Annotated in this window: 11 protein-coding genes; 4 read left to right on the top strand and 7 right to left on the bottom strand. The window is 65.1% G+C overall.

Going from position 1 to position 12,530, the window contains the following annotated elements; genetic code table 11:
• Positions 1 to 30 precede the first annotated feature (30 nt).
• The 7 genes from wspF to D886_RS0120825 all read right to left on the bottom strand — a co-directional run bounded on the left by wspF (position 31) and on the right by D886_RS0120825 (position 8,247).
• Positions 31 to 1,044, bottom strand: coding sequence for a Wsp signal transduction system protein-glutamate methylesterase WspF (gene wspF / locus D886_RS0120855; RefSeq protein WP_027595747.1), 1,014 nt, complete (start codon positions 1,042 to 1,044; stop codon positions 31 to 33).
• A complete protein-coding gene (locus D886_RS0120850; protein WP_027595746.1) occupies positions 1,041 to 3,344 on the bottom strand; it encodes a hybrid sensor histidine kinase/response regulator in 2,304 nt (767 codons plus the stop codon). Before D886_RS0120850 ends, wspF begins: the two co-directional genes overlap by 4 nt.
• Positions 3,341 to 4,006 carry a chemotaxis protein CheW gene (locus D886_RS0120845; RefSeq protein ID WP_027595745.1) on the bottom strand — a complete coding sequence of 222 codons (666 nt, stop codon included), beginning with the start codon at positions 4,004 to 4,006 and terminating at the stop codon, positions 3,341 to 3,343. Before D886_RS0120845 ends, D886_RS0120850 begins: the two co-directional genes overlap by 4 nt.
• The gene (locus D886_RS0120840; RefSeq protein ID WP_027595744.1) at positions 4,003 to 5,277 is read right to left on the bottom strand and encodes a CheR family methyltransferase; all 1,275 of its coding nucleotides are present in this window, start codon (positions 5,275 to 5,277) and stop codon (positions 4,003 to 4,005) included. The genes D886_RS0120845 and D886_RS0120840 overlap by 4 nt, the downstream gene beginning before the upstream one ends.
• Positions 5,274 to 5,792: a chemotaxis protein CheW gene (locus tag D886_RS0120835; RefSeq protein WP_027595743.1), complete on the bottom strand. Its 519-nt coding sequence runs from the start codon at positions 5,790 to 5,792 to the stop codon at positions 5,274 to 5,276. Before D886_RS0120835 ends, D886_RS0120840 begins: the two co-directional genes overlap by 4 nt.
• 5 nt (positions 5,793 to 5,797) lie before the next feature.
• On the bottom strand, positions 5,798 to 7,420 hold the full coding sequence (locus D886_RS0120830) for a methyl-accepting chemotaxis protein (RefSeq protein ID WP_027595742.1): 1,623 nt from the start codon (positions 7,418 to 7,420) through the stop codon (positions 5,798 to 5,800).
• Between the two features lie 128 nt (positions 7,421 to 7,548).
• The gene (locus D886_RS0120825; RefSeq protein WP_027595741.1) at positions 7,549 to 8,247 is read right to left on the bottom strand and encodes a tellurite resistance TerB family protein; all 699 of its coding nucleotides are present in this window, start codon (positions 8,245 to 8,247) and stop codon (positions 7,549 to 7,551) included.
• A gap of 217 nt (positions 8,248 to 8,464) precedes the next feature.
• Here D886_RS0120825 and ydcS point away from each other — a divergent pair, with 217 nt between their 5' ends.
• From ydcS to D886_RS0120805, 4 genes are all read left to right on the top strand, one after another.
• Positions 8,465 to 9,616: a putative ABC transporter substrate-binding protein YdcS gene (gene ydcS / locus D886_RS0120820; RefSeq protein ID WP_027595740.1), complete on the top strand. Its 1,152-nt coding sequence runs from the start codon at positions 8,465 to 8,467 to the stop codon at positions 9,614 to 9,616.
• A gap of 138 nt (positions 9,617 to 9,754) precedes the next feature.
• Positions 9,755 to 10,795 (top strand): ABC transporter ATP-binding protein, encoded by a 1,041-nt coding sequence (locus tag D886_RS0120815; protein WP_027595739.1) that lies wholly within the window; start codon positions 9,755 to 9,757, stop codon positions 10,793 to 10,795.
• Between the two features lies 1 nt (position 10,796).
• On the top strand, positions 10,797 to 11,729 hold the full coding sequence (locus D886_RS0120810; RefSeq protein ID WP_027595738.1) for an ABC transporter permease: 933 nt from the start codon (positions 10,797 to 10,799) through the stop codon (positions 11,727 to 11,729).
• On the top strand, positions 11,719 to 12,525 hold the full coding sequence (locus D886_RS0120805; protein WP_027595737.1) for an ABC transporter permease: 807 nt from the start codon (positions 11,719 to 11,721) through the stop codon (positions 12,523 to 12,525). Before D886_RS0120810 ends, D886_RS0120805 begins: the two co-directional genes overlap by 11 nt.
• Positions 12,526 to 12,530 lie beyond the last annotated feature (5 nt).

The raw sequence follows: 12,530 nt of genomic DNA, 5'->3' as shown, positions 1-12,530 counted from the left end.
CGACCAGGCGGCGTGATTCAATACATATCGTCATTTTGCAAAGAATTCCATCAATCGCCCGGCGATTCGCTCCAGCGGGCGGATTTCCACCGCCGCGTCAATCGCCGCGGCGGCCTTGGGCATGCCGTATACGGCACTGCTGGCCTGATCCTGGGCGATGGTCAGGAAGCCCTGCTGGCGCATCTGTTTGAGGCCCTGGGCACCGTCGCGGCCCATGCCGGTGAGCAGCACACCCACCGCATCGCCGCTCCAGTAGCGTGCCACGCTCTCGAAGAACACATCGATCGAAGGCCGGTAGATTTCGTTGACGGGTTCGGCAGTGTAGGCCAGCTGACCATTTTGCAGCAGGCGGATATGGTGGTTGGTGCCCGCCAGCAGGACTTGCCCCGGCTGCGGCGGTTCGCCCTCACGGGCCAGGCGCACCGGCAGGCCGGCAGCGCTGCTGAGCCATTCGGCCATGCCTGCGGCGAATACCTGGTCGACGTGCTGGACCAGCACGATGGCCGCCGGAAATGCCGGCGGCAAGCCCTTGAGCAGCACCTCGAGTGCGGCCGGGCCGCCGGCCGACGAACCGATTGCCACCAAGCCACGACGCTGGGATGCCTCGCGCAATGGCGTGGCAACCGGGCGCGCGGCCGGCGTGCGCTGCTGGCCTATCAGCCAGCCGATGTTGAGGATCTTGCGCAGCAGTGGCGCCGCCGCCTCACGGGCATCGCCCGCGCCCAGGGCCGGTGTATCGACCACATCCAGCGCGCCATGGCCCATGGCCTCGAACACCCGGTGCACGTTCTGCTTGCGGTCGACCGTGACGATGACGATGGCGCAGGGGGTTTCGGCCATGATCCGCCGCGTCGCCTCTACCCCATCCATCACCGGCATGATCAAGTCCATGAGGATCAGGTCTGGCTGCTGCTCGGCGCACCGCTGCACCGCCTCGGCGCCGTTGCCCGCCACCCAGATCACCTGGTGCGCGGGCTCGAAGGCCAGCGCCCGGCGCAGCGCCTCCACCGCCATGGGCATATCGTTGACGATGGCGATCTTCATCCCTGAGCACCTCCAATCAGCTCCACCACAGCATCCAGCAACGCATCGTCGTGGAAACTGGCCTTTGCCAAATAGTAGTCGGCGCCAGCGTCCAGACCACGCCGCCGGTCTTCCTCACGGTCCTTGTACGACACCACCATCACCGGCAGCGATTGCAGGCGCTGGTCCCGGCGCACCAGGGTGACCAGCTCGATGCCATCCATGCGCGGCATGTCGATGTCGGTGATCAGCAAGTCGAAGTCTTCGCCGCGCAGGGCATTCCAGCCGTCCATGCCATCCACCGCCACGGCCACTTCGTAACCGCGGTTACCCAAGAGCTTGCGCTGCAGTTCGCGCACGGTGAGCGAGTCGTCGACCACCAGGATGCGCTTGCGCGCCAGGCCGCGGGTGCCACTGTTGCCCCGCTCGATGCGCTCGAGGCTGCCGGTACTGAGCAGTTTTTCCACCGAGCGCAGCAGGTCTTCGACGTCGACGATCAGCACCACCGAGCCATCGTCGAGCAACGCCCCGGAGGAGATGTCCTGGACCTTGCCCAGGCGCGGATCAAGGGGCATCACCACCAGCACCCGCTCCCCGATCAAGCGCTCCACGGCTACCCCGTAGAGTTGCTCGCGCTCTCGAATCACCACCACCCGCAGGCTGCTTTCATCGGCCTGCCCTGCTGGGCGATTGAGCAACTGGCTGGCCGCCACCAGGCCGATGTGCCGCCCTTCATGCCAAAAATGCTGACGCCCTTCGATCTGCACGATCTGCTCGGCAGTCACCTCCAGCGTGCGTTCGATGTGTGCGAGCGGGAAGGCATACGCTTCGCCGCCCACTTCCACCACCAGGCTGCGCACCACCGACAACGTCAGCGGCACCTGCAGGTGGAAGCGGCAGCCCTGTCCGGCCAGCTGGGTCAATTCGATCGACCCGCGCAGCTCGCGGATCATGTGTTGCACGGCGTCCAGGCCAACCCCGCGCCCTGACACCTCGGTCACCTTGTCGCGCAGGCTGAAGCCGGGCAGGAACAGGAACGTGATCAGCTCGGCCTCGCTCATCCGTGCCACGGTGTCGGCCGGCGACATGGCGCGCTCGACGATAGCGCTGCGCAGGCGCTCCAGGTCGATGCCGGCGCCATCGTCGATCAGCTCGAGGCTGAGCATGCCGGCCTGGTGCGAGGCACGCAGGCGAATCACGCCCTCCTGCGCCTTGCCTGCCAGCAGGCGCCGCTCTGGCAGTTCGATGCCATGGTCGACCGCATTACGCAGCAGGTGGGTCAGCGGCGCTTCTAGCTTTTCCAGCACATCACGGTCGACCTGGGTCTTTTCGCCTTCGATGACCAAGCGCACCGGCTTGCCCAGAGACCGGCCAAGGTCACGGACCATGCGGCTCTGCCCGGCCAGAACGTCGGCAAAGGGCCGCATCCGGCAGGCCAGCGCCGTGTCATAGAGCAATTGCGCACGCTGGCTGGCCTGCCAGCCGAACTCGTCGAGGTCGGCGGCCTGCTGCTGCAGAATCTGCTGGGTCTCGACCAACAAGCGCTGGGTCTGGGCCAGGGCTTCGAGCACCTCGCTGCTCTGGCCACTGTCCTCCAGTTGCATGCGCAAACCATCGAGTGCCTGCATCCCTTGGCCATGCATGCGCTTGAGGCGCTGCAGGGTGGCCAGGTAAGGCTTGAGCCGCTGGGTCTCGACCAGCGACTTGCTGGACAGGTCGAGCAAGCTGTTGAGGCGGTCGGCCGTGACCCGCAGCACCCGCTCAGCGCCTTCGCCGGCGCGTTTACCGGCCTTGCGCCGCGGCGCGGGTTCAAGCTCGACGTCCACGTCCATGGGCTCGGGGGCCATCGCCAAGGGCTCGACAGGCAGGGTTGGCACGGGCGCTGTCGGCGACGGCATGGCCATCGCCATTGGCACCGACGCCGGTGCCGCGCCCGGGTCCAGCAAGCTGGCCATCTGCGCGAGGAACACTGGCAGCGTCGCTTGTGCGCCCGCGTCGCCCGGCGTGGCGATGCGCATCAACAGGTCGGTCCCCTGCAGCAGCGCATCGATATGCTCGGCGCTCAGCCGCAAGCGGCCTTCCTGCGCCGCCACCAGGCAGTCTTCCATCACGTGGGCCACGCTCACGCCAGCATCGACCCCGACAATACGTGCGGCCCCCTTCAGGGAGTGGGCCGCGCGCATGCAGGCCTCCAGCTGGTCGGCCTGGGTGGGGTTGCGTTCCAGCGCCATCAGGCCGGCGCTGAGTACCTGGGTCTGCGCCTCGGCTTCCAGGCTGAACAGCTCGAGCAACGATGCGTCGCGCATTTGCTCTGGGGTCATGACAGGCTCCGCTGCACCGCAGACAGTAAGTGTTGATCGTCCAGCACCCGCACACTGCGGCCGCGCCACTGCAGCACCGCCGCGGTGAAGTGGGTAGCGTCCTGGCCACTGCCCAGCAGCGTTGGGTCAAGCCGGTGAATGCCGTCGATTTCCTCGACCGCCATCACCACCGGCCCGCCTTCGGCAGCCAGGATCAGCATGCGCGGCATCTCGCGGCCGCTGCGTTGCTGCCCAGCAGCCGGCTGCACACCCAGCAAGTCCGCCAGCGACAGGCACGGCACCAAGGCACCGCGCACGTTGGCGACGCCCTGCAGCATTCGGGAACGCTGGTGCGGCAGCGAATGCACCGCCTGCAAGGGGGCGATTTCAGCCAGGCAGGCGGTCGCCAAGGCCAGCCATTCTTCGCCGAGCCTGAACAGCAGCATGGAGCGGCCAACCGATTCCTCGGCCGCTGGCGCAACTGCGGCGTGGTCATCCTGCAGCAGGGCATAACGGTCGAGCAGGCGCGTGGCGGCAGCGGCATACACGTCACAGTTGCGGCAATGAATATGCCGCTCCAGCAGCGGGCACTGTTTGTCACCGTGCACGCCGATGCGGTTCCAGCAGTCGTCGATGCGCTCGTCGTCCTGCGCAAGCAGTTGCATCGCGGATTCACCCCTCATCGTTCAGGCTCCCGTCCCGCCCGTGCAGCACGCGCCTGCAAACGCTGGGCGCCTGCCAGGTCGCCCTGGGCCGCGAGCAAGGCCGCCAGGTGCACCAAGGCTTCGGGGTGCTGCGGCTCCAGGTACAGGGCCTTGCGATAGTGGGTAAGCGCCTGGCCAGCGTCGCCTTCGGTATCACTGAGCAAGCCCAGCCAGTAGTAAACCTGCGCAGTCGGCGCGAACTGGCTCAAGTAGCGCTGGCAGGCGGCACGCGCCTGCGCACTGGCGCCCGCGTTGGCATGCCGGGCAATGCTGGCCAGCAGTTCGGCTTCGTTCTCGCCTTTGCGTTCTGCCGGCAGTGGCGCCTTGGCAGTGAACGGAAGCGCTCGCAACGGCCGCGCCAATGACGGCGTCGGCGGCGGGTACACGGGCAGGGGCAAAGGCGGCAGCGCGCGCTTGGCTGGCGGCGCGGGTAGTGCGCGGGCCGGTGCCACGGCACCCTCCTGACGCACGTAGGCGAACGATTGAGCGATACCCAGCGGGCGCATGCCCAGCCGCGCCAGCAAGCTGCCTTCGGCAGGCCCGATAAACAGCACACCCTGCGGATGAGTCAGGCGCTTGAGCACCTCGAACACGCGCTGCTGGGTGGCTACGTCGAAATAAATCAACAGATTGCGACAGAACACGAAGTCGTACAGGCCATCGCGGCTGGCCAGGGCCGGGTCCAGCACATTACCCACTTGCAGGCTGACTTGCTGGCGCACGCGATCATGCAGGCGATGGCCGTCACCGAGCGCATCGAAAAAGCGCTCGCGAAACCCCAGGTCGCTGCCGCGAAACGCATTGCGTCCGTAAACCGCCTGCTCACCCTTGGCCACCGAAAGGGGGCTGATGTCGATGCCATCGATCACGAACGTGCCAGGGCTCATGCCACCCTCGAGCAGCGCCATGGCCAGTGAATAAGGCTCTTCGCCGGTCGAGCACGGCAGGCTGAGCAGCCGCACCGGGCGGGCGCCTGCCAGTTCTGCCAGGCGCTTGTGGGCCAGCCCCACCAGGGCCGTGAAAGATTCCGGGTAACGGAAAAACCAGGTCTCGGGGACGATCACCGCCTCGATCAGGGCCTGTTGCTCGTCCGCCGACTGCTGCAGGCGCAGCCAGTAGTCGTCCAGGTCCACGGCGTTCACGGCACTGCAGCGCTGGCGCAAGGCACGCTCGACCATCGGCGCGCCCACCGACTCCACGTCCAGGCCGATGCGCTCGTGCAAATAGCGGAAGAAACGCTGTTCAATCATGTCGGCATTCCTGGCGCAGGGGCCCCGCGTTCATCGGCGAACAACAGCTCGCGCACGGCATCAGTCAGCAGGTCATCGACGGCGATGCGCTGCACCAGGCCCTGGGCATCCTGGCGCACAGGCCCGAGGTACGGTGCGTCGCCATTGTCCAGGCCATACGGCTGGAATTCTTCGGGGCGGCAACGCAAGGTCTCGGTGGCCTGTTCAAGGATCAGCCCAAGCTGCAAGTCGCCCCGGTAACGCACCAGCACCAAGCGAGTGCTGGTGCGTTGCGCCGCCGCCTGGCCAAAGCTCAGTGCCGACAGGTCGACCACCGGCACCAGTGCGCCGCGGTGCGCAAGGATGCCCGCGACCCACGACGGCGCTTGGGCAATCGGCTTGAGCGGCCGACGCGGCAGCACCTCGATCACCTCGTGCACATCCAGGGCAAAACGCTGGTCAGCGATGCGAAACTGCAGGTACAACGCGCCCTTGGCGTCGCTTGCCTGCGCTGCGCGGGGTTGCAAGTCGTTCATGGTCGTCAGACTTTGAAGCGCGACACGCCGCCACGCAGGCCTGCTGCCACCTGGCTGAGCTCGTCAATGGCAAAACTGGCCTGGCGCAGCGACTCGACCGTCTGGGTACTGGCATCGCTCAGCTGGGCCAACGCCTGGTTGATCTGCTCGGCGCCGGTGGCCTGGGCCTGCATGCCCTCGTTGACCATCAGCACACGCGGCGCCAGGGCCTGCACCTGATGGATGATCTGGCTGAGCTGCTCGCCCACTTGCTGCACCTCGAACATGCCGCGGCGCACTTCTTCAGAGAACTTGTCCATGCCCATGACCCCGGCCGACACCGCCGACTGGATTTCGCGCACCATCTGCTCGATGTCGTAGGTGGCCACCGCCGTCTGGTCAGCCAGGCGGCGTACCTCGGTCGCCACCACAGCAAAGCCACGGCCATACTCGCCGGCTTTTTCCGCTTCGATGGCGGCATTGAGCGACAACAGGTTGGTCTGGTCGGCCACCTTGACGATGGTCACCACCATCTGGGTGATGTTGCTGGCCTTTTCGTTGAGGATGCCGAGCTTGGCATTGACCAGGTCGGCGGCGCCCATCACCTGGTGCATGGTTTCTTCCATGCGGGCCAAGCCTTGTTGGCCGGAGCCGGCCAGGCTGGAGGCCTGATCGGCGGCAGAGGTGACCTCGGTCATGGTGCGTACCAAGTCACGCGAGGTGGCGGCGATTTCCCGCGAGGTGGCGCCGATTTCGGTGGTGGTCGCGGCGGTCTCGGTGGCAGTGGCCTGCTGCTGCTTGGACGTGGCGGCGATCTCGGTCACCGAGGTGGTCACCTGCACCGATGACCGCTGGGCCTGGGATACCAGGTTGGCCAGCGCTTCGGCCATTTCGTTGAAGCCGCTTTCAATGGCGCCGAACTCGTCCTTGCGGTCCAGGCTCAAGCGCATGCTCAGGTCACCCGAACGCAGCCTGTCGAGGGCGTGGACGATGCGCTGCATGGGGGCGCTGATGGCGCGCATCAGCAGCAAGCCGCAGATCCCAGCGGCAACGATTGCCAGCAGCAGCGAAACCATCATGCTGCCCTTGGCCGTGCTCACGGCGCTGACGATATCTTGAGTGGCAGCGTCGGCCGAGGCTCGGTTGTTCTCGATGACTTCGTTCAGGTGCTTGCGACCATCAACCCATGTGGGGGTGAGCACCTCGATGATAAGCCGTTCGGCTTCGGCATAGTTGTGCTGGCGATAGGTGTCCAGCACCTGGCCGACGATCTTGAGGTAGTTCTGTTCCAGCTGCACGAAGCTGTCGAAGCGGGCCTGGTCGTCGCTGTCCTTGATGGTGGTCTGGTAGCTGGCCATGTGTTGCTTGAGGCGGTCCTCGAAGCTCTTGAACAGTTCCAGGTCCGCCGAGGTGATTTCGCGGTGGTTGGACAGGCCTACCAGTTGCTGGCTGGTGACGTAGCTGTCGACCCAGGCACTGCGGATCATCGAGCTGTAGTAGACCCCGGGGATGCTGTCGGTCCCCACTGCCTCCTCGGCACTTTCGATCGCCACCAGCCGCGAGTAGGCGGCTACGATCATCAGCAGCATGATGGCGATGATCACGGCGAAACTTGCCAGGATCCGTTGGCGCAAGGTCCAGTTTTTCACATTCAGCCCTCAGGAATTCACAACGAGCGGGAAAAATCGCCGAAGTATAGCCCAGGCGTCCTACGCTTTTGCGGCTGAAATGCGGGGTATTCAGGCATCCTTGCCTGATGGACAAGCCAAGTCGCCTGCTATTGGCCTGCGGCGAGGCGCACCTGGCTCTCCAGTTCCTGGCGCAATGCCGGGTCCAGGCGCAGCTGACGGGCCAGCTCGTCCAGGTAGGCGCGCTCCATGAAGTTTTCCTGATCGACCATCATCACACTGGCCAGGTACATCTCGGCGGCCATTTCCGGTGTTTGTGCAGCACGCGCCACTTCGGTCGGGTCCAGCGGTTTATTCAGCTCATCGTGCAGCCAGTGTTGCAGTTCGCGGTCCGTATCCAGGCGGGTGAACTCGCCTTCAATCAAGGCGCGCTCGCGCTCATCGATATGGCCATCGGACTTGGCCGCTGCCACCAGTGCGCGTAGCACCGCCTGGCTGTGCTGCTCGGCCTGGGCCGGTGGCAGGCGGTCGAGGGTTTGCGGCTCGGGCGCCTGCCCTGCCCCCGGCTGGCGCGCCTGCCAGTTGCCGTAGGCCTTGTAGGCCAGCACCCCGAGCGCAGCCAGGCCACCGTAGGTCAGGGCTTTGCCGCCATATTTGCGGGCCTTCTTGCTCCCCAGCAACAGGCCCAGCGCCCCTGCCCCCAACGCGCCGCCACCCACGCCGGAGAGCAGGCCGCCAAGGCCACCGGCGCTGGTGCCAGGCTTGCCTGAGCCGCCTTTACCGGCCTGTTTTTCGAGCAGTTGCTGGCCGGACTTGAGCAGTTGGTCGAGCAGTCCGCGGGTGTTCATTCAGGTACCTCCAGACGTCGCAAAAGAATGGCCAGATTAAGCCTTGCCCACGCGATCGCCACGGGGGGATTTGCTTCCGGATGTTGCATTGGCCAGCAAAAAGCCAACTAGACTCGATATCGCCAATACCTCGCGCAATCGCACTACGCTTATAACAATCGCTCCACTGCTTGCTTGATGACTGCCCCGACCCAGATCTCCAAGAAGAGGGAACACCATGTCAGCGCACAAGACCGCATTGCTCGGCGCCATGACGGGCGCGTTGCTCGCCAGCGCCAGCCTGCAGGCCGCCGAACCGCTCAAAGCCCTGGGAGCCGGCGAAGGGCGCCTGGATATCGTCGCCTGGCCCGGCTACATCGAGCGCGGTGAAAGCGACAAGGCCTACGATTGGGTCACCGGCTTTGAAAAGGAAACCGGCTGCAAGGTCAGCGTCAAGACCGCGGCCACCTCGGACGAAATGGTCAGCCTGATGACCAAGGGTGGCTACGACCTGGTCACCGCCTCGGGCGACGCGTCGCTGCGGCTGATCGCCGGCAAGCGGGTACAGCCGATCAACACCGCGCTGATCCCCAACTGGAAGAACATCGACCCGCGCCTGCAAAACGGCGGCTGGTACGTGGTCGACAAGCAAGCCTACGGCACCCCGTACCAATGGGGGCCGAACGTGCTGCTGTACAGCACCACGGTATTCAAGCAGCCGCCGACCAGCTGGGGCGTGGTCTTCGAGCCGCAAAACCTGCCCGACGGCAAGCCGAACAAAGGCCGCGTGCAAGCCTACGACGGGCCGATCTACATCGCCGATGCGGCGCTGTACCTGAAGTCGGCCAAGCCAGAACTGGGCATCCAGGACCCCTACGAACTGAACGAGACCCAGTACAAGGCCGTGCTCGAACTGTTGCGCCAGCAGCAGCCGCTGATTCACCGCTACTGGCATGACGCCACGGTGCAGATGAGCGATGTGAAGAACGAAGGCGTGGCCGCGTCCAGCTCCTGGGGCTACATGGTCAACGGCCTGAAAGCCGAGAACCAGCCGGTGGCCTCGACCATTCCGAAAGAAGGCGCCACGGGCTGGGCTGACACCACCATGCTGCACAGCGAGGCCAAGCACCCCAACTGTGCCTACAAATGGATGGACTGGTCGCTGCAACCGAAGGTGCAAGGTGATGTGGCGGCCTGGTTCGGCTCGTTGCCCGCGGTGCCTGCGGCCTGCACCGGCAGCGAACTGCTGGGCGCCGAAGGGTGCAAGACCAATGGCTTCGATAACTTCGACAAGATCGCCTTCTGGAAGACCCCGCAGGCCCAGGGTGGCAAGTTCGTGCCGTACAGCCGGTGGACGCAGGATTATATTGCGATCATGGGTGGACGCTAAGGTCGAATGAGCCTGCACCGGCCCCTTCGCGGGACGAGCCCGCTCCCACAAGGGCAGCGTCGCTATGGCCCCTGTGGGAGCGGGCTTGCCCCGCGAAAGGGCCGGTGCAGGCACTACAAGCACAGCTGAGTACCGCCCATGCCCCTAGCCGTCCAGTTCACCCACGTTTCACGCACCTTCGGCGAGGTCAAGGCCGTCGACCAGGTCAGCATCGACATCGAAGATGGCGAGTTCTTTTCCATGCTCGGCCCTTCCGGCTCGGGCAAGACCACCTGCCTGCGCCTGATCGCAGGCTTCGAACAACCCAACACTGGCTCGATCCGCATCCATGGCGTCGAAGCTGCAGGTGTGCCGCCCTACCAACGCGACGTCAACACCGTGTTCCAGGACTACGCACTGTTCCCGCACATGAACGTGCGCGACAACATCGCCTACGGCCTAAAGGTTAAAGGCGTGGCCAAGGCCGAGCGCCACGCCCGCGCTGAAGAGGCCTTGGCGATGGTGGCGCTGGCCGGTTACGGTGCGCGCAAACCCGCGCAGCTGTCCGGCGGCCAGCGCCAGCGCGTCGCCCTCGCCCGTGCCCTGGTCAACCGCCCACGGGTGCTGTTGCTCGACGAACCGCTGGGGGCACTGGACCTGAAGCTGCGCGAGCAGATGCAGGGCGAACTGAAAAAACTCCAGCGCCAGCTGGGGATCACCTTCATCTTCGTCACCCACGACCAGACCGAAGCGCTGTCAATGTCCGACCGGGTCGCGGTGTTCAACCGCGGGCGCATCGAACAGGTCGACACCCCGCGCAACCTGTACATGAAGCCGGCCACTACCTTCGTCGCCGAGTTCGTCGGCACCTCGAACGTGGTGCGCGGCGCGTTGGCCGAGCAGCTCAATGGCAGCCCCGCGCCGTTTTCCATCCGCCCCGAGCATATCCGCCTGGGCGAACAGGCCGCTGCCAGCCATGAAGTGCAAGTCAGTGGCCTGTTGCACGACGTGCAGTATCAAGGCAGCGCGACCCGCTTCGAGTTGCAGTTGGACAGCGGCCAGCTGCTGACAGTAAGCCAGGCCAACGACCGCTGGCAAGCACAGCCGCCAACCTGGCAGGCCGGCCAGCGGGTACTGGCGCGCTGGCCCCGTGAAGCGATGACGGCGCTGCAGGAAACCGTGCTCGACGAGGGCCGCTGAGATGAACGCCCCGCGCGTCAACCCAAGCCCGCTGCGCAGGTTCTCAAACCTGTTGTACCGGCGCCCCAACCTCTACCTGATGCTGCTGTTGATCCCACCACTGACCTGGTTCGGGGCCATCTACCTGGGCTCGTTGCTGAACCTGCTGTGGCAGGGGTTCTATACCTTCGACGACTTCACCATGGCGGTGACCCCGGACCTGACCCTGGGCAATTTCGCGGCGCTGTTCAACCCGTCGAACTTCGACATCATCCTGCGCACCTTGGGCATGGCAGTGGCAGTCTCGCTGGCCAGCGCGTTGCTGGCCTTCCCGATCGCCTACTACATGGCGCGCTACACCAGCGGCAAGACCAAGGCATTTTTCTACATCGCGGTGATGATGCCGATGTGGGCCAGCTACATCGTCAAGACTTACGCCTGGACCTTGCTGCTGGCCAAAGGCGGCGTGGCCCAGTGGTTCGTCCAGGTGCTGCACCTGGATGGCCTGCTGCAGGCGGTGCTGACAGTGCCTGGCGTTGGCGGCAGCACCCTGTCGACCTCGCACCTGGGGCGCTTCATGGTGTTCGTGTACATCTGGTTGCCGTTCATGATCCTGCCGATTCAGGCCTCGCTGGAGCGCCTGCCGCCGTCCTTGCTGCAAGCTTCGGCGGACCTGGGGGCCAGGCCCAGGCAAACCTTCTGGCAGGTGATTTTGCCGCTGTCGATCCCGGGCATTGCCGCGGGGTCGATCTTCACCTTCTCCCTGACCCTGGGCGACTTCATCGTGCCGCAGCTGATCGGCCCGCCCGGTTACTTCATCGGCAGCATGGTCTATGCCCAACAAGGGGCGATCGGCAACATGCCAATGGCCGCTGCGTTTACCTTGGTGCCTATCGTGCTGATCGCGGTCTACTTGTCCATCGTCAAGCGCCTGGGGGCATTCGATGCACTCTGAAAACGCATCAACCGGCTTGCGCCTGGCGGCCTGGGGCGGGTTGCTGTTCCTGCACTTCCCGATCCTGATCATCGTCCTCTACGCCTTCAACACCGAAGACGCGGCCTTCAGCTTCCCGCCCCAGGGCTTTACCCTGAAGTGGTTCAGCGTGGCCTTCGCTCGCCCGGATGTGCTCGAAGCCATCAAGCTGTCGCTGCAGGTTGCCTGCCTGGCCACACTGATTGCCCTGGTGCTCGGCACCCTGGCCTCGGCGGCGCTGTACCGGCGCAGCTTTTTTGGCAAGGAGGGCATCTCGCTGATGCTGATTTTGCCGATTGCCCTGCCCGGCATCATCACCGGTATCGCCCTGCTCTCCGCGTTCAAGAGCCTGGGCATCGAACCTGGCCTGTTCACCATCGTGGTCGGCCACGCGACCTTCTGCGTGGTGATCGTCTACAACAACGTCATCGCCCGCCTGCGGCGGACCTCGCAAAGCCTGATCGAAGCCTCGATGGACCTGGGCGCGGATGGCTGGCAGACCTTCCGCTACATCATCCTGCCCAACCTCGGCTCGGCACTGCTGGCAGGTGGCATGCTGGCCTTCGCTTTGTCGTTCGACGAAATCATCGTGACCACCTTTACCGCAGGGCACGAACGCACGCTGCCGATCTGGTTGCTCAACCAGCTCAGCCGCCCGCGCGACGTGCCCGTGACCAATGTGGTCGCCATGCTGGTGATGCTGGTGACCATGCTGCCGATCCTCGGCGCCTATTACCTGACCCGCGGCGGCGAAAGCGTCGCGGGCAGTGGCAAATGACCCTG

The organism is Pseudomonas sp. LAIL14HWK12:I7, assembly GCF_000483465.1.
Classification (GTDB): domain Bacteria; phylum Pseudomonadota; class Gammaproteobacteria; order Pseudomonadales; family Pseudomonadaceae; genus Aquipseudomonas; species Aquipseudomonas kermanshahensis.
Note: the sequence above shows the minus strand (reverse complement) of the source record. Positions and strands in the feature narration are given on the sequence as shown.

Excerpts from the sequence above, each read along its gene's own strand:
- ydcS (WP_027595740.1), top strand. The coding sequence starts at position 8,465 with ATGTCAGCGCACAAGACCGCATTGCTCGGCGCCATGACGGGCGCGTTG.
- D886_RS0120835 (WP_027595743.1), bottom strand. The coding sequence starts at position 5,792 with ATGAACGACTTGCAACCCCGCGCAGCGCAGGCAAGCGACGCCAAGGGC.
- D886_RS0120815 (WP_027595739.1), top strand. The coding sequence starts at position 9,755 with ATGCCCCTAGCCGTCCAGTTCACCCACGTTTCACGCACCTTCGGCGAG.
- D886_RS0120840 (WP_027595744.1), bottom strand. The coding sequence starts at position 5,277 with ATGATTGAACAGCGTTTCTTCCGCTATTTGCACGAGCGCATCGGCCTG.
- D886_RS0120825 (WP_027595741.1), bottom strand. The coding sequence starts at position 8,247 with ATGAACACCCGCGGACTGCTCGACCAACTGCTCAAGTCCGGCCAGCAA.
- D886_RS0120845 (WP_027595745.1), bottom strand. The coding sequence starts at position 4,006 with ATGAGGGGTGAATCCGCGATGCAACTGCTTGCGCAGGACGACGAGCGC.
- D886_RS0120805 (WP_027595737.1), top strand. The coding sequence starts at position 11,719 with ATGCACTCTGAAAACGCATCAACCGGCTTGCGCCTGGCGGCCTGGGGC.
- D886_RS0120850 (WP_027595746.1), bottom strand. The coding sequence starts at position 3,344 with ATGACCCCAGAGCAAATGCGCGACGCATCGTTGCTCGAGCTGTTCAGC.
- wspF (WP_027595747.1), bottom strand. The coding sequence starts at position 1,044 with ATGAAGATCGCCATCGTCAACGATATGCCCATGGCGGTGGAGGCGCTG.
- D886_RS0120810 (WP_027595738.1), top strand. The coding sequence starts at position 10,797 with ATGAACGCCCCGCGCGTCAACCCAAGCCCGCTGCGCAGGTTCTCAAAC.